Genomic DNA, 17,973 nt, shown 5'->3' with positions numbered 1-17,973 from the left:
GTGAATGCTCCTTTTTTCCCTGTTGTATCGCTATCCGCACGCTGCGGAGCTACGCATAAAGTATGTTTCCGATAGGAAAGTTCAAGAAAAAAATCGTTGTGCGACAAAGTGTTACGAGATACACGGCATACGTTTGCACACCGATTTTGCATACCTTTGCGCACCATGAGGCATATCCTGTGACGCATCAGGCACTTAGCCGCCCGGCCGGGCTTGACTTCACAGCCCCGGACCGGCACAGAGAGCGCGACCATAACCCGCAACCGGGCGCTTCGTAGGCGCCAAACTGACGAGGAGACCGTGCCCGATGGCCGACATTTCCCTGACATTCCCCGATGGCAACGCCCGCAGCTTTCAGGCTGGCATCACCCCCGCCGAGGTCGCGGCGAGCATTTCCAACTCGCTCGGCAAGAAGGCCATATCGGCCACTGTCGATGGCAAGCACTGGGATCTGCAATGGCCGATCGACGCCGATGCCCAGATCACCATCAATACCATGAAGGACGAGGCGGCGGCGCTTGAGCTGATCCGCCACGATTTCGCGCATGTCATGGCCCGCGCGGTGCAGGAGATCTGGCCCGATGTGAAAGTGACCATCGGCCCGGTGATCGAAAACGGCTGGTATTATGACTTCGACCGGGCCGAGCCGTTCACGCCCGAGGATCTCGGGCTGATCGAAAAGAAGATGAAAGAGATCATCAACCTGCGCGACCCTGTGCGTACCGAAGTGTGGGACAGGGCCCGCGCGGTGAAGCATTACGAGGATGCCGGTGAGCCTTTCAAGGTGGAGCTGATCGACGCCATCCCGGGCGACGAGCCGCTGCGCATGTATTGGCATGGCGAGTGGCAGGATCTCTGCCGCGGCCCACACCTGCAGCACACGGGCCAGCTTCCGGCGGATGCGTTCAAGCTGATGAGCGTGGCCGGGGCCTATTGGCGCGGCGACAGCAACCGGCAGATGCTTCAGCGCATCTATGGCGTGGCCTTTGAGAACCGCGACAAGCTGAAGAAATATCTCACCTTCCTTGAGGAGGCCGAAAAGCGCGATCACCGGCGCCTGGGCCGCGAGATGAACCTGTTTCACATGCAGGAAGAGGCCCCAGGCCAGGTCTTCTGGCATCCGAATGGCTGGACCATCTACACCACGCTTCAGGATTACATGCGTCGCAAGCAGCGCGCCGGCGGGTATAATGAGATCAACACACCGCAGGTGGTGGACCGCAAGCTGTGGGAAGCTTCGGGGCACTGGGATAAATACCAGGAACATATGTTCATCGTCGAAGTCGAAGAGGAACATGCCCGCGAGAAAGCGGTCAACGCGCTCAAGCCGATGAACTGCCCCTGCCACGTGCAGGTCTTCAACCAGGGCCTCAAAAGCTATCGCGACCTGCCTCTGCGCCTGGCCGAGTTCGGATCCTGTACCCGCTATGAGCCGTCAGGTGCGCTGCATGGCATCATGCGCGTTCGCGGCTTCACGCAGGATGACGCACATATCTTCTGCACCGAGGACCAGATCGAAAGCGAATGTGCCCGCTTCATCGAGTTTCTGGCGGGGATCTATGCCGATCTCGGCTTCGCCAAATTCGAGATTCGCTTCGCCACCCGCCCCGAGAAACGCGTGGGCAGCGATGCAAGCTGGGACCATGTGGAGGGCGCGCTGGAAGGGGCCATCAAGGCCACCGGCCGTGATTTCGTGCTCGAACCGGGAGACGGCGCCTTCTACGGGCCGAAACTGGATTTCTATCTGACCGATGCGATTGGCCGGGTCTGGCAATGCGGGACGTTCCAGGTCGATCCCAACCTGCCGGAGCGGCTGGGCGCCACCTATATCGCGCCCGATGGGTCAAAACAGAGACCGTATATGCTGCACCGGGCCTGCCTCGGCAGTTTCGAGCGTTTCATCGGTATCCTGATCGAAGAACACGCGGGCAAACTGCCCTTCTGGCTGGCACCTCGGCAGGTGGTCGTTGCCTCGATCATTTCCGAAGCCGACGACTATGTGAAAGAGGTGGTCGCCACGCTGCGCAAGGCAGGCGTCCGTGCGGAAGCCGACATTCGCAACGAAAAGATCAACTACAAGGTGCGCGAACACTCGGTTGGCAAGGTTCCGGTGATCCTGGCCTGCGGGATGAAGGAAGTTGAGGATCGCACCGTAACGCTCCGTCGCCTCGGTGAGAAACAGACCTCGGTCGAGCCGCTGGAGGCTGTAACATCCGATCTGGCCCGCGCCGCGACGCCGCCCGATCTGTTGTAACATTTGCGGAATTTCGCCTGAAAATCCCCGGCCCTGTGCCGGGGATTTTTGTTTCAGAGACGCCAAACCCCAATAAAACAAGGACAAGCCGCAAATGAACCGGCTCACATCCGCTAACGCATTCGTGTCTGACAGGCTCGTGAAGTGCACTGCGACGAAAAGCGGTTATCTTGAACCCATCGCATCCGAAGGTTGTGAGGCAGGAGCGCAAATCCTGCTGCTTCCTGACCGAACCCGCGATATGACTTTTGTAACCTCAAGGGAGAACCCCGAATGTCGAATATGATGAAAACCGTTGCCATCGCTGGCGCCGTGACCGCCGCTCTGGCCGCGCACACCACCACTGCCGTCGCCGCCGACAAAGAGAAGTGCTATGGCGTTTCGCTCGCTGGCCAGAACGACTGCAAAGCCGGTGCAGGCACCACCTGTGCAGGCTCGTCCACGGTTGACTATCAAGGCAATGCCTGGACCCTGGTCGATGCAGGCACCTGCGAAAGCATGGAACTGCCGGGCGACCGCATGGGTTCGCTGACCGAGCTGGACCGCGACCTGCCGGGCTAAGACACATCCGGGGATGCGCGCGGACCGCCGGGCGCATCCCGACCTCAAAGACCGAAGGCCCTGCAATGCTCGATACGTCTCCGCGCTTTCCCCATCTGCCCGCCGCGCCCGGTTTCGGCTACAAGCCTCAGCATTTTGCCGCGATCACGCAGGATGCAGCACCTGTCGAGTGGCTGGAAATTCACGCCGAGAACTATATGGGCGACGGCGGCCGTCCCCTGGCGCAGCTGCGCCATCTTTCTGAAAAATTTGCAATTTCCGTGCATGGTGTGGGGTTGAGCATCGGTGGCGAACTGCCGCTGGACCGCGACCACCTTGCGCGCCTGAAAACGCTCTGCGACTGGCTGCAACCGGCCAGTTTTTCCGAGCACCTCGCCTGGTCCACACATGATGCGCATTTTCTGAACGACCTGCTGCCCCTGCCCTACACAGAGGCCACGCTGACCCGTGTTGCCGACCATATCGACGAGCTGCAAGAGTTGCTAGGCCGCCGGATGCTGCTGGAAAATCCCTCCAGCTATCTGGCGTTTGACGAAAGCACCTATGCCGAGACGGAGTTCCTGTCGCAGGTGGCCAAGCGCACCGGCTGCGGGCTGCTTCTGGATGTGAACAACATCTTTGTCTCCGCCACCAATCTGAAGCTTGATCCGCGCGCCTATGTCGATGCTTTCCCGCTGGACCTTGTTGGCGAAATTCATCTGGGCGGCCATGACGAGGACGAGGATGATCACGGCGCGCCCCTGCTGATCGACAGTCACGGCCGCGAAGTCGCTGATCCGGTCTGGGCACTTCTGGATTACACGCTTGAGCGGTCTGGCCCGCGCCCTCTTCTGATCGAGTGGGACGCCGATGTGCCAGACTGGCCCACCCTTGCCGCCGAAGCCATGCGCGCCGCCCGCGCATTGGAGAAGGTGTCGGCATGACCGTCTCACAGACCCGTTTCCACACCGCGTTGCTCGACCCCGATCAGCCGGTCCCGGACGGGCTGTCCGATGGGCTGGGTCAGCCCGCCGGTCGCCGCTTTGCGGTTTATCGCAACAACGTGGCCTCTTCTCTGACCGAAGCTCTAGAGATCAGTTTTCCGGTCATCCAGAAGCTGATCGGCGCGCAGAACTTCAAGGCATTATCGGGCGTGTTCCTGCGCCAGCACCCGCCCAAAGTCCCGATGCTCAGCCAATATGGCGATGAAATGCCGGGCTTTCTCGAAGGCTTCAAGCCCTTGGAAAACATCGGATATCTTCCGGATGTGGCGCGGCTGGAACAGGCGATCCGCACCTCCTATCATGCCGCTGACGCAGCTCCGATCGATACGGGAACGCTGCAATCTCTGACACCGGAAGAGATGGCGGCCGCGCGTTTTGCCTTCGCCCCGTCCGCCCGGCTTGTCCGGTCGCCCTGGCCGATCCACGGCATCTGGACTTTCAACATGGAAGACGGAGCACCGAAACCGCAGAACCGGGGCGAATCCGTGCTGATCCTGCGCGCGGAGTTCGATCCCGAATTGCACCTGCTGAGCGAGGCGGCGGCAGAGTGTATCGCGGCCCTGATGGCAGGTGCCAGCCTGTCGGACGCCAATGATACCGCGCTGTCGCAAGAGGCCGCTTTTGACCTTGGCGGGTTGCTGGGCCTGCTTCTGACCAATCGCGCCATCACCGAGATCACCATTGGAGACGCCTAGATGAACGCCCTGATTTCACTGCACAATTCTGTTTTTGAGCGGCTTGAACGGGCCGAGTGGCTCTTGCCCACCCTGGCGCGTCTGGTCTTTGTCGCGGTGCTGTTCATCTATTACTGGAATTCCGCCACGCTGAAGATTGACGGGTCCATCTTTTCGCCCTCGGCGGGGGCGTTCGGGCAGATGTTTCCCAAAGCCGCCGAAGAGGCGCTTTACAATGTCGAGGCGCTGACGGGGTTCCAACGGCTTGTCATCTTTGCCGGCACAGTGGCCGAGTTCGTGCTGCCGGTTCTGATCCTGATCGGGCTGCTCACCCGGCTCGCGGCACTGGGCACCATTGGGTTTGTCTTTGTGCAGACGGTCGTGGATGTGACCGGCCACGGGGCAAAGCTGGGCACGCTTTTTGACACCAGCATCGGGCTGATCGACGAGCGGGTGATGTGGATCTTCCTGCTGATCGTGATCGCGGTGAAGGGGGCCGGGCCGCTTTCGCTCGACCGGCTGCTATCGCGCAAATCCGCCTAGTTCAGCAGGGCCTCCTGCGTGGCCTTGGTCCAGCCAAGATAGAAGCGTCCGTCTGCCTCGATCAGCGGGCGCTTCATCACGGTCGGATGCGCTTTCAGCAGTTCGATCGGTTCCTGACCGCGCGCCTCATCGCTCAACTCCCGCCATGTGGTTGAGCGCGTATTCAGCAAGGCGCTGCCCAAATCAGCATAGGCGGATTTTAGCACCTGATCGGGCACGCCCTCTGCGCGGACATCGACGAATGTCGCCTCTGGCAATGATTTCAGCGCCTTACGACAGGTGTCGCAGCTTTTGAGTCCATACAGGATCATCGCATCCTCCTTTTGCTTGCAGACGGCATACATAGGGCCCGGCGCGCCGTCACGGGGTTTTTCTTGCATTTTGCCCCACTGCTGCAATGATCTTAACCATGACCCCGCATCCTCTGGCATGTCTGGCGGGGCGGGTCTGACGGCCCGGCATTTTCCGGGAGACGACACGAAGAAGGAGAAGCGGCATGCCGAATGGCACCGTGAAATGGTTTAATACCACGAAAGGCTACGGCTTTATCGAACCTGAAGGAGGCGGAAAAGATGTGTTCGTGCATATTTCCGCTGTTGAAAGATCGGGACTGACGGGACTGGCCGACAATCAGAAGGTCAGTTTTGAGCTGGAAGAGGGCCGTGATGGCCGTCAGATGGCCGGCGATCTGAAGCTACTTTAAACCCCTGAAGTAGAACAGGTTTTCAAGGGTTTACTGCCGCACCACCTTGGAGCGGCATGGGCCTTTTTCTTCAAAACCGCTTGCCGGGCAACACGGCAGGCGCATCCACTCAAAGGGCGCTGATCTGACAGGCGCCCTTATTTCTTTCTGGATGGTCCGTGTGCGATGCGTTTTGCCAATCGCAGTGAGCCAGGTCCTAAACGAGCCGCTTCAGTAGCACCCTTTCACACCTTCGGCGCAGGTTTCGACCGACCGCGCCTTGTGCGCCCGATGTTTTTTCTTCGGTGTCGGATGCGCCATTGCCGATTGGTAGGATTGGCTGGTTGTGGGGCTGCCACAGCAGATCACGCCGCTTATGGTCACCGGCTGCAATCCGTCCGGGCAATAATTTTCAGCCGACTTGTAGGGATAGATCTTCATCTCTGCCAAGGCGCCTGTCCCGAGCATTGCGATGGCCGCGGCGGCAACAACAGATTTTGTGATACTCATGTGTCCCTCATCAACTGGTGGTAATCCTGACGTGCTGTCATGGTACGTATGCCCGGCCACATGTCAATTTTTATCCCCCCGGTCAGGGCTTTGGGTCCGGGGGTTTACGGGCGGCGGATAAGGTCGCGCAAGAGGCAGGGCGGGCCGTCCTCGCGCAGCAATGTGCGCCGGGCTTCGACCCATTCGCCCTCGTCAATAGGAGGGAAGAACGCGTCAGCGTCCGGCACGTCAAGCTCAACCTCGGTCAGCAAGAGCCTGTGTGCCAGGGGCAGCATTTCCTCATAAATGCGCGCCCCGCCGATCCCGTACACGCGCGTATAGCCTGCGCCATAGCTCGCGATCACCGCCGCTTCGACACTGTCAAACACATGCTCGGTCAGCGACGCATCGCGTGAAATCACGGAATTCATACGCCCCTTCAATGGCTTGACCGGCAAACTTTCCCAGGTGCGGCGCCCCATGATCAGCGCACCCCCCATGGTTTCACGCTGAAACGCCCGAAGATCCTCGGGCGCATGCCAGGGTATATCCCCCTCCTTGCCAATCGCCCCGTTGCGGGCTCGCGCGACCACCAGCGTGATCATACCGCCACCGGCGCCTTGATGGCGGGCTGCGGCGCGTAGCCTTCGAATTCGAAATCGTCATACCGAAAATCAAAGATAGACCCCACATCGCGCTTGATACGAAGGGTTGGCAGGGGACCGGGTGTCCGTGCGAGCTGAGTTTCGACCTGCTCCATGTGGTTGGAGTAAATATGCGCGTCGCCAATAGAATGAACGAAGTCCCCGGGTTCATAGCCCGTCACATGCGCCAGCATCGCCAGCAACAGCGCGTAAGAGGCGATGTTGAACGGCACACCGAGGAACATATCGGCTGACCGCTGATAAAGCTGCAAATGCAGTTTTCCCCCGGTGATGCGCACCTGCCAAAGCGTATGGCACGGCGGCAGCGCCATCTGATCCACCTCCCCCGGGTTCCAGGCCGAAACGATCAGGCGGCGGCTGTCGGGCGTCTTCTGGATGGCCTCGACCAGCTTGGCGATCTGATCCACTTCGCCCGCCGCTGTCGGGAAATGCCGCCATTGATGACCATAAACCGGGCCAAGATCGCCGTTTTCATCGGCCCACTCATCCCAGATCGTCACGCCGTTTTCCTGCAGGTAGCGAATATTCGTGTCCCCTGACAGAAACCAAAGAAGCTCATGCACGATGGAGCGCAGATGCAGCTTTTTCGTGGTCACGAGAGGAAAACCATCGGCAAGCGGATAACGGCTTTGCAGGCCGAAATACGAGAGGGTTCCGGTGCCGGTCCGGTCGGTGCTTTTTTCACCATGATCGAGCACGGTGCGCAGGGCGTCGTGATATTGCTGCACGCGGGGCCTCCTTTGCTTTGCCTGCACGATAAGACAGGTGCGCGGCCGACCGCCAGAGCAAAATGCCGGCTGGACGAAGGCCGCAAAGGGCTTAGGATCATGATGAATAAATAGGAGAGAGTAATGGCATTGCGATATCTACATACGATGGTGCGGGTGAAGGACCTGGAAAAATCCATGGCGTTTTTCGAACTGCTCGGCCTGAAGGAAACCCGGCGTTGGGATAACGAGGGCGGGCGGTTTACGCTGGTCTTCATGGCCCCTCCGGGACAAGAGGACTGCCCGGTCGAGCTGACCTATAACTGGGACGGCGATGAAGGCCTGCCCTCCGACAGCCGCCATTTTGGCCATCTCGCCTATCGCGTGGATAATATTTACGAGATATGTCAGACCCTTATGGACAATGGAGTGACGATCAACCGCCCCCCACGCGACGGGCATATGGCTTTTGTGCGCAGCCCTGACAATATCTCTATCGAGCTGTTGCAGGAGGGCGAGAACCTGCCCCCGCAAGAGCCATGGGCCAGCATGGAGAACACAGGCCATTGGTAAGGGCCGCGCTGCTTTTGCTGCTGGGGATGAGTGCCGCGGCCTGGGCGGAAGATATCGTCCTGGCCCAATCCGTAAAGGCGCAGGACCGGTGTCGGCTGGCGCTGGCGCTGGCGCTCGATGTCTCCTCTTCGGTGGATGCGCTGGAATATGATCTGCAGCGGGTCGGGCTTGCCGCGGCATTGGACGCGCCGGATGTACGTCACGCGATCCTTGCAGGGGCGCGCGGCGATGTGGCGCTTGCGGTCTATGAATGGAGCGGTTTCAACCAGCAGAAGCTGCACCTCGACTGGACCTTGCTGCGCAGTCACGAGGACATTGACGAGGCCGTGCGTATCCTGGCCAGAATGGAGCGCAGCCATGACGATTTTCCAACCGCGGTGGGCCAGGCGCTCGGCTATGGCGCCACCCTGCTCAGACGGTCTCCGGATTGTACACGCAAGGTGCTTGATGTGTCGGGCGATGGGGTCAACAATTATGGCTATGGCGCAGAGGAAGCCTATGCCAATTTCCCCTTTGACGGGGTGACGGTGAACGGGCTGGCGATCCTCACACAGGACGTGGATGTGCTGCATTACTATCAAAGCCAGATCCTGCGCGGGACCAATGCCTTTGTAATTGCCGCGCAGAGCTTTGACGATTTCAGGGATGCCATGACCAAGAAATTATATCGCGAAGTCAATGATATCACCCTGGGATCTGCATCGCATTCCGATCCGGACAACGAGGGATGACGCCGGTCTTGCGCGCCTTTGCGGTACTGGTCGGTCTTGGTGTGCAAAGCGCCGAAGCCGCCTGTCGCCAGGCCCTGGCGTTGGCGCTTGATGTCTCTGGGTCAGTCGATGCGACGGAGTACCGCCTGCAACTGGACGGGCTGGCCCATGCGCTGAGCACGCCCGAGGTTCAGGCCGCCATCCTTGCGATGCCAGACGCGCCGATCCGGCTTTTTATCTATGAATGGAGCGGGCTTTACGAGCAACGGGTCCTGCTGGACTGGACGGAACTGACCACGCAGGATCAGATCTTTGCCGTGGCCAACCGGCTCCGGACCACGCAGAGTGCGCATATCAATGACCCGGCCACCGCGATCAGCCCGGCCATGCTGTTTGGTGCGGATGCCCTCGCGCAGCAGGCGGGGTGCTGGCAGAAAACTCTGGATATTTCAGGCGATGGGCCTGCGAATGTGGGAAAGCACCCCACCGACATCACTGATGAGCAACTGGGCGATATCGTCGTCAACGCCCTCGTGATCGGGCTGCATAGCCGCTCGAACACCTCGAAGAACCTGCATAACGTGAAATCGCTCGAAAGCTATTTCCGCAGCTTTGTGCTGCGCGGCCCCGGGGCCTTTGCCGAGGTTGCCATTGATCATGCCGATTTTGCGGAGGCCATGAAACGCAAGCTTCTGCGTGAGATCAGCCCGCCTGCCCTGTCGTCTTTGCCTCAGTAGATATAGCGGATCTGGTCGGTCCAATAGCGTTCGACCCGGCGCAGGGAGCCGGTGATCTGGTCGATGCCATCCGCGCCAAGGACCCCTTTGGATTGCAGCCCTTCCGCATGACGTTCAAAAAGATGGGCCACCACATCGCGCACTCCGCGGCCCTTCTCTGTCAGCCGGACCCGGACCGAGCGGCGGTCCACATCACAGCGCTGATGATGCATATAGCCCATCTCCACCAGCTTCTTCAGATTATAGCTGACATTGGAGCCCTGATAGTAGCCGCGCGTCTTCAGCTCGCCCGCGGTCACTTCATTTTCGCCGATGTTGAACAACAAAAGCGCCTGAACGGCGTTGATCTCCAGCACATTGACCCGTTCAAACTCATCCTTGATCACGTCGAGCAACAGGCGGTGCAGACGCTCCACCAGGGCCAACGCATCGAGATAGCCCGCCATGAAACTCCGTTGATCCACCGGGGGGCTGATATCCGAATGCACACTCATATCCGTCTCCGTCTGATGCTGCTCAGACGAGACCGTGACTCAAATTGCGTAATAATCAGTTAAACCGAGGCAATAACGCATAAAATGCCATGCACTTGGTGTCAGCCCTGGCGCGCCTCTACCAGAGAGGCGATATCATCAATGAGCGCGCTGAGATCTTCGGGTGACGGGGCCTGCCCTGTCACCCACTGGTAGAGATCCTGGTCGTTTTCCTCAAGCAGGCGCTCATAGACATCGAGTTCCCCGGAGGACATCGCAGCCAGCCGCGCATCGGCAAAGCGGGTCAGGATGATATCCATCTCCTTGATCCCGCGCCGCATCGAGCGCATGCGCAGCCGCTTGAGCCGCGTCTCTTCGGTTTCAGTCAATCGCTTCCACCTTGAGCGTGCTGCGCAGTTCGCGCTCGAGCCGCCCCAGCCGGTCGCTGGTGGCCGCCATCTGGTTCTGCAAATCGCGGAACTCTTCCAGCAGCATATTCACATCGGGCGACAAATCTCCGATCGCGGGGTCCATCGGCCCTTCGCCCTCGCCGGTGAGCAACCAAGAGAGCGATACATTCAGCATACCCGCCATCATCGAGAGCTTGTTCGCGCGGGGCTCTGACAGATCATCTTCCCACGCCTTGAGTGTCTTGATTTTCACCCCCAAACGCTGTGCCAGTTCTTGCTGGGTCATTCCCGCCTCTTCCCGCGCGCCCGACAGGCGATCGCCGAAAGTGGTGGCCTCGGGATCGTACCAATCGTCCTGAGGTTGCGTGTTCATTGGGGTCTCCTCTCATTTTATGCCGCTTGATGCGGCCGACATCTCTACATAATAGGGGGCGTAACACCCATACCAAGTGGAGTCTGCCATGACCTTCCTGTCCGCGACATTATCTCGCGTCAAACCGTCCCCGACCATCGCCGTTTCAACCAAAGCGAATGAGATGAAGGCCGCAGGTCAGGATGTCATCGGTCTTGGTGCCGGCGAGCCGGACTTTCCGACCCCGGCCAATATCGCCGAGGCAGGTATCCAGGCCATTCGCGACGGCAAGACGAAATACACCGCTCCGGACGGGATTATCGAACTGAAGCAGGCGATCTGCGACAAGTTCCGGCGCGACAACGGGCTCAGCTACAGCACAGATCAGGTCAGCATCGGCACGGGAGGCAAACAGATCCTCTATAACGCGCTGATGGCCACGCTGAACCCCGGCGACGAGGTGGTGATCCCTGCCCCCTATTGGGTCAGCTATCCCGATATGGTCCTGCTGTCAGGGGGCGAGCCGGTGATTGCCGAAGCCTCGCTTGAGACAAAGTTCAAGCTTACTCCCGAGGCGCTTGAGGCGGCGATCACGCCAAAGACCAAGTGGTTCATCTTCAACTCTCCCTCGAACCCGACCGGCGCCGGCTATAGCCGCGACGAGCTTAAGGCGCTGACCGACGTGCTGATGCGTCATCCCCATGTCTGGGTGATGACCGACGATATGTATGAGCACCTCGCCTATGACGGGTTCGAGTTCTGCACCCCGGCACAGGTAGAGCCCGGGCTCTATGACCGCACACTCACCTGCAACGGCGTCAGCAAGGCCTATGCGATGACCGGCTGGCGCATCGGCTATGCGGCCGGCCCGAAAGCCCTTATCGGGGCAATGCGGAAAATTCAGTCGCAGAGCACCTCAAACCCCTGCACGGTCAGCCAATGGGCCGCTGTCGAGGCGCTCAACGGCACGCAGGATTTCATTGCCAGCAACAACGAGGTCTTCAAACGCCGCCGTAATCTGGTGGTGGATATGCTGAACGCCGCGGACGGCATCACCTGCCCCACCCCGGAGGGTGCGTTCTATGTCTACCCCTCCATTGCCGGACTGATCGGCAAATCCACGGCCAAAGGGACCGTTATCGAGAATGATGAAGTCTTTGCCACGGCCCTGCTGGAAGAGACCGGCGTTGCGGTGGTCTTCGGCGCGGCCTTTGGCCTCTCGCCGAATTTTCGGGTGAGCTATGCCACCTCGGACGAGAACCTGAAAGAGGCCTGTAGCCGCATTCAGCGCTTCTGTGCGAACCTGACATAACGGATCCTGTCCGCAGGGCCGCCCTCGGGGCCAAGCGCGCATTCCCGCGCAGGGTTAACGCATGTGTTGAAAATCCATCACAGGCAAGGCATGGTCTGGAAGAGGTCCAATCACGAGCGCCAATATCCCCATGTCCGATCTGCCCGATTACTACTTTCGCGTGCGTGAAAACGGTGCCTTCGTCTTTCGCGTGGACACCGAGAACAGACAGCGCCGGATCGATATGGACCAGATCGCCGTGGTCAACATCCGCAACGGTCAGATCAAGGCCCATGGCGAGCGGGAGCTGAGCGATCAGGATATGGCCGTCATCGAAGAATGGATGGCGGAGCGCACCGCACTTCTGGCCGCGCGCGATATCGACGACATTCACCGGGCGGTGGATTACCTGAACCAGACGACCCACTGGGCGCAGTCCAAGGCCTCGGACGAGGATCTGGAGAATGTCAGCGACGCGCTTCTGCTGGCCATGCACGACCTGCGCAGCGTGCTGGTGCGCAAGAAGGCCGATCGCCTTCTTTCCGGGCGCGACAAGGGCGAAGACTAAAGTTGTGCAGCCTGGGGGTTCACCCCACAGCCGCCATCCGGTCTGAACGCGCGGTCCAGATCCAGAACCGCCCCATCAGCAGCACCGCAGCAAAGGCAAGCCCGATGGCAAGACCCAGCCAGATGCCGATCCCGCCCAGATCAAGAGTGAATCCCAGCACATAGCTGGCTGTTACTCCCACGCACCAATAGCTGAACGCGGCGATCCACATCGGCACCTTTGTGTCATGCACCCCGCGCAGCAACCCGAGCGCCAGCGCTTGTGCCGCATCCATGAACTGAAACAGCGCCGCTCCGGCCATCAGAACGACACCCATCGCCAGCACCGCCTCGCGATTGGGTTCATCGGGGTCCATGAAGAGAATGATCAGGGGCTCGGGCATGGTCAGGAAGATTGTCACGGTCACCACCGCAATTCCGCCCACAAGCAAGGTCACCGCCTTGGCCCCTTGCCGGAGATTGGCAATGTCGCGCAGCCCCCAGGCCTGACCGGCACGCACCGTCGCGGCATTGGCAAGCCCGAGATAAAGCATGAAGGTCACCGACGCGATCATCAGAGCGATCCCGTGGGCCGCCAGCGCCAGCGCGCTGATCCAGCCCATCATGATCGAGGACGCCATGAACAGCGCGGATTCGGCCAGCATGGTTACCCCAATGGGCGCGCCAAGGCGAAACACCTGCCCGAACGCCTCCCAATCCGGCCGCCAGACCCGCTGAAACAGGGCATGTTCCGGTGTCTTGCGCGCAGCATAGAGCGCCAGGGCCAGGAAGGACGCGGTGTTGACCGCGACTGACGCAATCGCCGCACCCCGGATCCCCAGCTCGGGCATTCCCCAGTTGCCGAAGATCAGCGCATAGTTCAGCACCATGTTCAGCCCGACCGCCCCGACCGTGACCCACAGCACGATCTGCGTGCGCTCCAGGGCAGACAGGAACGATTTGAGCACCATAACCAGCAACGCCGGGATGATCCCGAACCCCGCAATGGCCAGATAAGCCCCACCCAGATCGGCGATCAGCGGCTCTTGTCCCAGCGCCAGGAACATCGCCCGCCCCGACAGGAACACCGGCAGGATCGCCAGCCCGAAAAGCACCGAGGCCCAGGCCCCCATGCGCGTGACCCGTCGCACCTGCGCACCGTCGCCCGCGGCCTCCGCCGAGGCGACCATGGGCATCACCGCCAGTGCGAAACCCGAGCCGAAGATGAAGAGGACGAAAAAGACCTCGGAGGCCAGCACCTGCGCGCCCAGCGTCTCCACGTCGTACCAGCCCAGCATCATCGCATCGGTCAGCGTGATCGACAGCTGCGCGATATGGCTGCCGATCAGCGGCAGACCAAGGCGCAGATGCGCACGCATATGATGGGTCAGAGAGTGCATCCCCCAGCCCTACGCCGGGGGCCGTGTTTAGACAAGCTCGGGTTGATAGCGTCCCGGGCCTGCCACGCGCCGTTCCGGCCTTTCAGCGGGCCTTGCGTTGATCCGGATGCAGGGCCGCGCCCAGAATATGCTGGCTGTTGTGGATCACATGATGCGCGGCGGCGACGATCAGCGGATCGGGCTGGCCAACAATCTCTTCGTCCTTGCCGGGATAGTCGAGCGAGGCCAGGAAATGACGCATGCAGTTGATCCGGGCACGTTTCTTGTCATTTGACTTGATCACCGTCCAGGGCGCATCCGCCGTGTCCGTATAGAAAAACATCGCCTCTTTCGCCTCGGTGTAGTCATCCCATTTATCAAGGCTCGCCTTGTCGATCGGGCTCAGCTTCCACTGCTTCAGCGGGTCCGTTTCACGGCTGGCGAAGCGGCGGCGCTGTTCGTCCTGCGTCACCGAGAACCAATATTTATACAGCCGGATGCCCGAGCGGGTCAGCATCCTTTCAAAATCAGGCGTCTGGCGCATGAATTCCAGGTATTGCGTCGGCTCGCAAAAGCCCATCACCCGTTCCACACCGGCACGGTTATACCAGGAGCGGTCATAGAGCACCATTTCACCAGACGTGGGCAAATGATTGATATATCGTTGGAAAAACCACTGACCCCGCTCTTCATCCGTGGGTTTGTTGAGCGCCACGACGCGGGCGGTGCGCGGGTTCATATGTTCGGTGAAGCGCTTGATCGTGCCCCCTTTGCCGGCGGCGTCACGCCCTTCAAAAAGCAAGACGAACTTCTCCCCCGTCTCCTGCGCCCAGAGCTGCACTTTCAGAAGCTCGGCCTGAAGCTGTGCCTTCTGTTCCTCATATTCCCGACGCCCCATCTTGACCTGATAGGGATATTCGCCGGTTTCGAAGGCTTCGATGACACTCGGAGTTTCCGGCATCTCCGGCAGGCCGACGTCGGTGATGGGGTCAGGCTGCGCGGCGGGTTTCGTGGCAGTCTTGCTTGTGGATGTCATATGCACTCTCCCAAAAATGACAAAAACGCGTCCTGCACCAAGCCTGCGCCGCAGCCGTTCGCGCACACACCACCCTTCGCGGGACGGCAGTACACGATCTGCAACGTTGCACCAGTCTGGCGTCAAAACGCTTTATGCAAGACTAACATTTTTGGGGTGCAGCCGCTTTGATCCGGATCAACACGCAGCGGGCCGCCGATGTGCGTCAGTGGGTCCAGGCACCGCGCCGGTTGGTCGCGAAGTTATCGCCATACCCGCCCGGGCGGATGTTGGGCTTGCGCGGCTTCGGCTCCTGCACCACGGCGTCGATGCCATGCGCTTGGGCATAATCCAGCGCCGCCTCCTTGCTGTCGAAGCGCAGGCGCACCTGGGTCTGCGTGTCGTCGTTGGAAGTCCAGCCCATCAGCGGGTCCACCGCGCGCGCGGTTTCCGAGACATATTCAAGCACCCAATGCCTGGTCTTGGCCGTGCCAGACTGCATGGCGTTACGGGCCGGTTTGTAAATCCGTGCGGGCATGGGCGCTCTCCATCTTTAGCGTGCCCGTTATCCCAAAATCCCGCGTCCCCGGCAAGCCATCAAATCGCGACACTTGGACCCGAATGCGCCGCTTGCTCCTGCCAGTTTCCGTCATGATCCCGGGATAGGGGCTTGAAGTACCCGGCAAAGACATCAACTTTGGGGGCAACCAGAGGACACCCCCAATGCCCTATGCCCATTCCGACAAGACCGAGGCGCTGCTGTCGAACCCGGCGCCCGATGTCAGAGAACGCCCCAAGCTCGAAGGCGGCAAGCGGTTCGAGATGGTCTCGGAGTTTTCGCCCGCAGGCGATCAGCCCACCGCGATTGCCGAGCTGAGCGAGGGCGTGCTGAGCGGCGAGCGCGACCAGGTTCTGCTCGGGGCCACCGGCACCGGCAAAACCTATACGATGGCCAAGGTGATCGAGGAAACGCAACGCCCGGCGATCATTCTCGCCCCCAACAAAACACTTGCAGCACAACTCTACGGGGAATTTAAAGGGTTTTTTCCCCATAACGCTGTGGAATACTTTGTCAGCTACTACGATTACTACCAGCCCGAGGCCTATGTGCCCCGCTCGGATACCTATATCGAGAAGGAATCCCAGATCAACGAACAGATCGACCGCATGCGCCACTCGGCCACGCGGGCGCTGCTGGAACGCGATGATGTGATCATCGTGGCCTCGGTTTCGTGTATCTACGGCATAGGGTCGGTCGAGACCTACGGGGCAATGACGCAGGATTTGAAAGTCGGCGGCGAATATGACCAGCGCAAGATCATGGCCGATCTGGTGGCGCAAGCCTACCGCCGCAACGATCAGGGTTTTGCGCGCGGCGCGTTCCGTGTGCGCGGCGACAGCCTGGAGATTTGGCCCGCCCACCTTGAAGATCGCGCCTGGAAGTTGAGCTTCTTCGGTGAAGAACTTGAATCGATTACAGAATTTGACCCCCTGACCGGGGAAAAAACCGACACGATGGAGCAGATCCGCGTCTATGCCAATTCGCACTATGTGACGCCCAAACCCACGATGCAGCAGGCGATTCAGGGCATCAAGAAAGAGCTGCGCATCCGCCTGGACCAGTTGGTTGACGAGGGCCGCCTGCTGGAAGCGCAGCGGTTGGAGCAACGCACGAACTTCGACCTGGAAATGCTTGAAGCCACAGGGATTTGTAACGGGATCGAGAACTATTCCCGTTATCTCACCGGGCGCGCACCCGGAGAGCCGCCCCCCACGCTGTTCGAGTTCATCCCGGATAATGCCATCGTCTTTGCCGACGAAAGCCACGTCTCGGTCCCACAGATCGGCGGGATGTATAAAGGCGACTACCGGCGCAAGTTCACCCTGGCCGAACATGGCTTCCGCCTGCCTTCCTGCATGGACAACCGCCCGCTCAAGTTCGAGGAGTGGGATGCGATGCGCCCGCAATCCGTTTTCGTTTCCGCGACCCCCGCCGCCTGGGAGCTGGAGCAATCGGGCGGGGTCTTTACCGAGCAGGTGATCCGCCCCACCGGCCTTCTGGACCCCGAAGTGGAAATCCGTCCTGTCGAGATGCAGGTGGACGACCTGCTGGACGAGGTGCGGCGCGTGGCGGCGGATGGCTATCGCACCCTTGTCACCACGCTGACCAAGCGCATGGCCGAGGACCTCACCGAATACCTGCATGAGCAGGGCATCCGCGTGCGCTACATGCATTCCGACATCGACACGCTCGAACGGATCGAGATCCTGCGCGATCTGCGCCTCGGGGCGTTCGACGTGCTGATCGGGATCAACCTGCTGCGCGAGGGGCTCGACATCCCCGAATGCGGGCTGGTGGCCATTCTGGACGCCGACAAAGAAGGGTTCCTGCGCTCTGAGACCTCTCTCATTCAGACCATCGGACGCGCCGCGCGCAACGCCGAGGGCCGCGTGATCATGTATGCCGACAAGGTGACCGGCTCGATGGAACGTGCCCTGAACGAGACCAACCGCCGTCGCGCCAAACAGATCGCCTATAATGAAGAACACGGCATAACCCCCGAAACGGTAAAGAAAAACGTCGAGGACATCCTGGCCGGGCTTTACAAGGGCGACGTGGATATGGCGCGTGTCACGGCGAAGGTCGACAAACCTCTGGTCGGTGCAAATCTTCAGGCGCATCTCGACGGGCTGCGCACGGATATGCGCAAGGCCGCCGAAAACCTGGAATTTGAGGAAGCCGCCCGCCTGCGCGACGAGATCAAACGGCTGGAAGCGGTGGACCTGGCCGTGGCTGACGATCCGCTGGCCCGGCAATCTGTGGTGGAGGCGGCAAGCGAGGCCACGAAAGGCCGCTCTACGGCCGGCCGTCCGGGGCAGCGTGGCGGGAATGTGAAGCGGCGCAAGAGATAAGTACGAAGACCGCTCC

General features: G+C 60.3%; 22 protein-coding genes. 12 read left to right on the top strand and 10 right to left on the bottom strand.

The features are described from left to right. Positions 1-307 precede the first annotated feature (307 nt). From thrS to EI983_RS05975, 5 genes are all read left to right on the top strand, one after another. Complete coding sequence (gene thrS, locus EI983_RS05995; RefSeq protein ID WP_157706476.1) at positions 308-2,254, top strand: threonine--tRNA ligase; 1,947 nt, start codon at positions 308-310, stop codon at positions 2,252-2,254. A 273-nt stretch (positions 2,255-2,527) separates the two neighbouring features. Further along, the gene (locus tag EI983_RS05990) at positions 2,528-2,815 is read left to right on the top strand and encodes a BufA1 family periplasmic bufferin-type metallophore (RefSeq protein ID WP_157706475.1); all 288 of its coding nucleotides are present in this window, start codon (positions 2,528-2,530) and stop codon (positions 2,813-2,815) included. A 65-nt stretch (positions 2,816-2,880) separates the two neighbouring features. Then, entirely contained in the window at positions 2,881-3,738 is an 858-nt protein-coding gene (bufB, locus tag EI983_RS05985; protein WP_157706474.1) for an MNIO family bufferin maturase, read from the top strand. Next, positions 3,735-4,493 (top strand): HvfC/BufC N-terminal domain-containing protein, encoded by a 759-nt coding sequence (locus EI983_RS05980; RefSeq protein WP_157706473.1) that lies wholly within the window; start codon positions 3,735-3,737, stop codon positions 4,491-4,493. The genes bufB and EI983_RS05980 overlap by 4 nt, the downstream gene beginning before the upstream one ends. Next, positions 4,494-5,015 (top strand): DoxX family protein, encoded by a 522-nt coding sequence (locus EI983_RS05975; protein ID WP_157706472.1) that lies wholly within the window; start codon positions 4,494-4,496, stop codon positions 5,013-5,015. On the opposite strand, the gene EI983_RS05970 is transcribed toward EI983_RS05975, so the two are convergent. Beyond that, positions 5,012-5,326 (bottom strand): arsenate reductase family protein, encoded by a 315-nt coding sequence (locus tag EI983_RS05970; RefSeq protein ID WP_157706471.1) that lies wholly within the window; start codon positions 5,324-5,326, stop codon positions 5,012-5,014. The two genes, EI983_RS05975 and EI983_RS05970, sit on opposite strands and share 4 nt — an antisense overlap. A 185-nt stretch (positions 5,327-5,511) precedes the next feature. Here EI983_RS05970 and EI983_RS05965 point away from each other — a divergent pair, with 185 nt between their 5' ends. Continuing rightward, positions 5,512-5,718 (top strand): cold-shock protein, encoded by a 207-nt coding sequence (locus tag EI983_RS05965; RefSeq protein ID WP_157706470.1) that lies wholly within the window; start codon positions 5,512-5,514, stop codon positions 5,716-5,718. A gap of 210 nt (positions 5,719-5,928) precedes the next feature. On the opposite strand, the gene EI983_RS05960 is transcribed toward EI983_RS05965, so the two are convergent. From EI983_RS05960 to EI983_RS05950, 3 genes are all read right to left on the bottom strand, one after another. Next, positions 5,929-6,207 carry a hypothetical protein gene (locus EI983_RS05960; protein ID WP_246162313.1) on the bottom strand — a complete coding sequence of 93 codons (279 nt, stop codon included), beginning with the start codon at positions 6,205-6,207 and terminating at the stop codon, positions 5,929-5,931. 104 nt (positions 6,208-6,311) lie between these two features. After that, positions 6,312-6,791 carry a dihydrofolate reductase gene (locus tag EI983_RS05955; protein ID WP_157706469.1) on the bottom strand — a complete coding sequence of 160 codons (480 nt, stop codon included), beginning with the start codon at positions 6,789-6,791 and terminating at the stop codon, positions 6,312-6,314. Next, entirely contained in the window at positions 6,788-7,579 is a 792-nt protein-coding gene (locus EI983_RS05950) for a thymidylate synthase (RefSeq protein ID WP_157706468.1), read from the bottom strand. The genes EI983_RS05955 and EI983_RS05950 overlap by 4 nt, the downstream gene beginning before the upstream one ends. A 123-nt stretch (positions 7,580-7,702) precedes the next feature. On the opposite strand from EI983_RS05950, the gene EI983_RS05945 reads away from it, so the two are divergent. The 3 genes from EI983_RS05945 to EI983_RS05935 are packed head-to-tail and all read left to right on the top strand — an operon-like array spanning position 7,703 to position 9,578. Further along, a complete protein-coding gene (locus tag EI983_RS05945) occupies positions 7,703-8,131 on the top strand; it encodes a VOC family protein (protein WP_157706467.1) in 429 nt (142 codons plus the stop codon). Further along, positions 8,098-8,862 carry a DUF1194 domain-containing protein gene (locus EI983_RS05940; RefSeq protein ID WP_157706466.1) on the top strand — a complete coding sequence of 255 codons (765 nt, stop codon included), beginning with the start codon at positions 8,098-8,100 and terminating at the stop codon, positions 8,860-8,862. The genes EI983_RS05945 and EI983_RS05940 overlap by 34 nt, the downstream gene beginning before the upstream one ends. Beyond that, positions 8,859-9,578: a DUF1194 domain-containing protein gene (locus EI983_RS05935; protein ID WP_157706465.1), complete on the top strand. Its 720-nt coding sequence runs from the start codon at positions 8,859-8,861 to the stop codon at positions 9,576-9,578. The genes EI983_RS05940 and EI983_RS05935 overlap by 4 nt, the downstream gene beginning before the upstream one ends. On the opposite strand, the gene EI983_RS05930 is transcribed toward EI983_RS05935, so the two are convergent. From EI983_RS05930 to EI983_RS05920, 3 genes are all read right to left on the bottom strand, one after another. Continuing rightward, the gene (locus EI983_RS05930) at positions 9,572-10,072 is read right to left on the bottom strand and encodes a MarR family winged helix-turn-helix transcriptional regulator (RefSeq protein WP_157706464.1); all 501 of its coding nucleotides are present in this window, start codon (positions 10,070-10,072) and stop codon (positions 9,572-9,574) included. The genes EI983_RS05935 and EI983_RS05930 overlap by 7 nt on opposite strands. A gap of 101 nt (positions 10,073-10,173) precedes the next feature. Further along, positions 10,174-10,440 (bottom strand): FAD assembly factor SdhE, encoded by a 267-nt coding sequence (locus EI983_RS05925; protein ID WP_157706463.1) that lies wholly within the window; start codon positions 10,438-10,440, stop codon positions 10,174-10,176. Next, a complete protein-coding gene (locus EI983_RS05920) occupies positions 10,433-10,834 on the bottom strand; it encodes a helix-turn-helix domain-containing protein (RefSeq protein WP_157706462.1) in 402 nt (133 codons plus the stop codon). The genes EI983_RS05925 and EI983_RS05920 overlap by 8 nt, the downstream gene beginning before the upstream one ends. Before the next feature lie 88 nt (positions 10,835-10,922). Between EI983_RS05920 and EI983_RS05915 the strand changes: the two genes are divergently transcribed. Together EI983_RS05915 and EI983_RS05910 are read left to right on the top strand one after the other, a co-directional pair. Further along, positions 10,923-12,125: a pyridoxal phosphate-dependent aminotransferase gene (locus EI983_RS05915; RefSeq protein ID WP_157706461.1), complete on the top strand. Its 1,203-nt coding sequence runs from the start codon at positions 10,923-10,925 to the stop codon at positions 12,123-12,125. 130 nt (positions 12,126-12,255) lie between these two features. Beyond that, a complete protein-coding gene (locus EI983_RS05910) occupies positions 12,256-12,672 on the top strand; it encodes a hypothetical protein (RefSeq protein WP_157706460.1) in 417 nt (138 codons plus the stop codon). Between the two features lie 19 nt (positions 12,673-12,691). On the opposite strand, the gene EI983_RS05905 is transcribed toward EI983_RS05910, so the two are convergent. From EI983_RS05905 to EI983_RS05895, 3 genes are all read right to left on the bottom strand, one after another. After that, positions 12,692-14,050 (bottom strand): MATE family efflux transporter, encoded by a 1,359-nt coding sequence (locus EI983_RS05905; RefSeq protein ID WP_157706459.1) that lies wholly within the window; start codon positions 14,048-14,050, stop codon positions 12,692-12,694. 82 nt (positions 14,051-14,132) lie between these two features. Continuing rightward, a complete protein-coding gene (ppk2, locus tag EI983_RS05900; RefSeq protein ID WP_157706458.1) occupies positions 14,133-15,065 on the bottom strand; it encodes a polyphosphate kinase 2 in 933 nt (310 codons plus the stop codon). A 205-nt stretch (positions 15,066-15,270) separates the two neighbouring features. Beyond that, entirely contained in the window at positions 15,271-15,582 is a 312-nt protein-coding gene (locus EI983_RS05895; RefSeq protein WP_157706457.1) for an ETC complex I subunit, read from the bottom strand. A 185-nt stretch (positions 15,583-15,767) separates the two neighbouring features. On the opposite strand from EI983_RS05895, the gene uvrB reads away from it, so the two are divergent. After that, positions 15,768-17,957, top strand: a complete 2,190-nt coding sequence (gene uvrB / locus EI983_RS05890; protein ID WP_157706456.1) for an excinuclease ABC subunit UvrB — start codon at positions 15,768-15,770, stop codon at positions 17,955-17,957. Positions 17,958-17,973: the final 16 nt, after the last annotated feature.

Source organism: Roseovarius faecimaris, assembly GCF_009762325.1.
In the GTDB taxonomy this organism is placed as follows: domain Bacteria; phylum Pseudomonadota; class Alphaproteobacteria; order Rhodobacterales; family Rhodobacteraceae; genus Roseovarius; species Roseovarius faecimaris.
The sequence above is the reverse complement of the archived record's forward strand: the minus strand, read 5'-3'. Positions and strand labels throughout refer to the sequence as shown.

Excerpts from the sequence above, each read along its gene's own strand:
- thrS (WP_157706476.1), top strand. The coding sequence starts at position 308 with ATGGCCGACATTTCCCTGACATTCCCCGATGGCAACGCCCGCAGCTTT.
- EI983_RS05990 (WP_157706475.1), top strand. The coding sequence starts at position 2,528 with ATGTCGAATATGATGAAAACCGTTGCCATCGCTGGCGCCGTGACCGCC.
- bufB (WP_157706474.1), top strand. The coding sequence starts at position 2,881 with ATGCTCGATACGTCTCCGCGCTTTCCCCATCTGCCCGCCGCGCCCGGT.
- EI983_RS05980 (WP_157706473.1), top strand. The coding sequence starts at position 3,735 with ATGACCGTCTCACAGACCCGTTTCCACACCGCGTTGCTCGACCCCGAT.
- EI983_RS05975 (WP_157706472.1), top strand. The coding sequence starts at position 4,494 with ATGAACGCCCTGATTTCACTGCACAATTCTGTTTTTGAGCGGCTTGAA.
- EI983_RS05970 (WP_157706471.1), bottom strand. The coding sequence starts at position 5,326 with ATGATCCTGTATGGACTCAAAAGCTGCGACACCTGTCGTAAGGCGCTG.
- EI983_RS05965 (WP_157706470.1), top strand. The coding sequence starts at position 5,512 with ATGCCGAATGGCACCGTGAAATGGTTTAATACCACGAAAGGCTACGGC.
- EI983_RS05960 (WP_246162313.1), bottom strand. The coding sequence starts at position 6,207 with ATGAGTATCACAAAATCTGTTGTTGCCGCCGCGGCCATCGCAATGCTC.
- EI983_RS05955 (WP_157706469.1), bottom strand. The coding sequence starts at position 6,791 with ATGATCACGCTGGTGGTCGCGCGAGCCCGCAACGGGGCGATTGGCAAG.
- EI983_RS05945 (WP_157706467.1), top strand. The coding sequence starts at position 7,703 with ATGGCATTGCGATATCTACATACGATGGTGCGGGTGAAGGACCTGGAA.
- EI983_RS05940 (WP_157706466.1), top strand. The coding sequence starts at position 8,098 with ATGGGCCAGCATGGAGAACACAGGCCATTGGTAAGGGCCGCGCTGCTT.
- EI983_RS05935 (WP_157706465.1), top strand. The coding sequence starts at position 8,859 with ATGACGCCGGTCTTGCGCGCCTTTGCGGTACTGGTCGGTCTTGGTGTG.
- EI983_RS05930 (WP_157706464.1), bottom strand. The coding sequence starts at position 10,072 with ATGAGTGTGCATTCGGATATCAGCCCCCCGGTGGATCAACGGAGTTTC.
- EI983_RS05920 (WP_157706462.1), bottom strand. The coding sequence starts at position 10,834 with ATGAACACGCAACCTCAGGACGATTGGTACGATCCCGAGGCCACCACT.
- EI983_RS05915 (WP_157706461.1), top strand. The coding sequence starts at position 10,923 with ATGACCTTCCTGTCCGCGACATTATCTCGCGTCAAACCGTCCCCGACC.
- EI983_RS05910 (WP_157706460.1), top strand. The coding sequence starts at position 12,256 with ATGTCCGATCTGCCCGATTACTACTTTCGCGTGCGTGAAAACGGTGCC.
- EI983_RS05905 (WP_157706459.1), bottom strand. The coding sequence starts at position 14,050 with ATGCACTCTCTGACCCATCATATGCGTGCGCATCTGCGCCTTGGTCTG.
- ppk2 (WP_157706458.1), bottom strand. The coding sequence starts at position 15,065 with ATGACATCCACAAGCAAGACTGCCACGAAACCCGCCGCGCAGCCTGAC.
- EI983_RS05895 (WP_157706457.1), bottom strand. The coding sequence starts at position 15,582 with ATGCCCGCACGGATTTACAAACCGGCCCGTAACGCCATGCAGTCTGGC.
- uvrB (WP_157706456.1), top strand. The coding sequence starts at position 15,768 with ATGCCCTATGCCCATTCCGACAAGACCGAGGCGCTGCTGTCGAACCCG.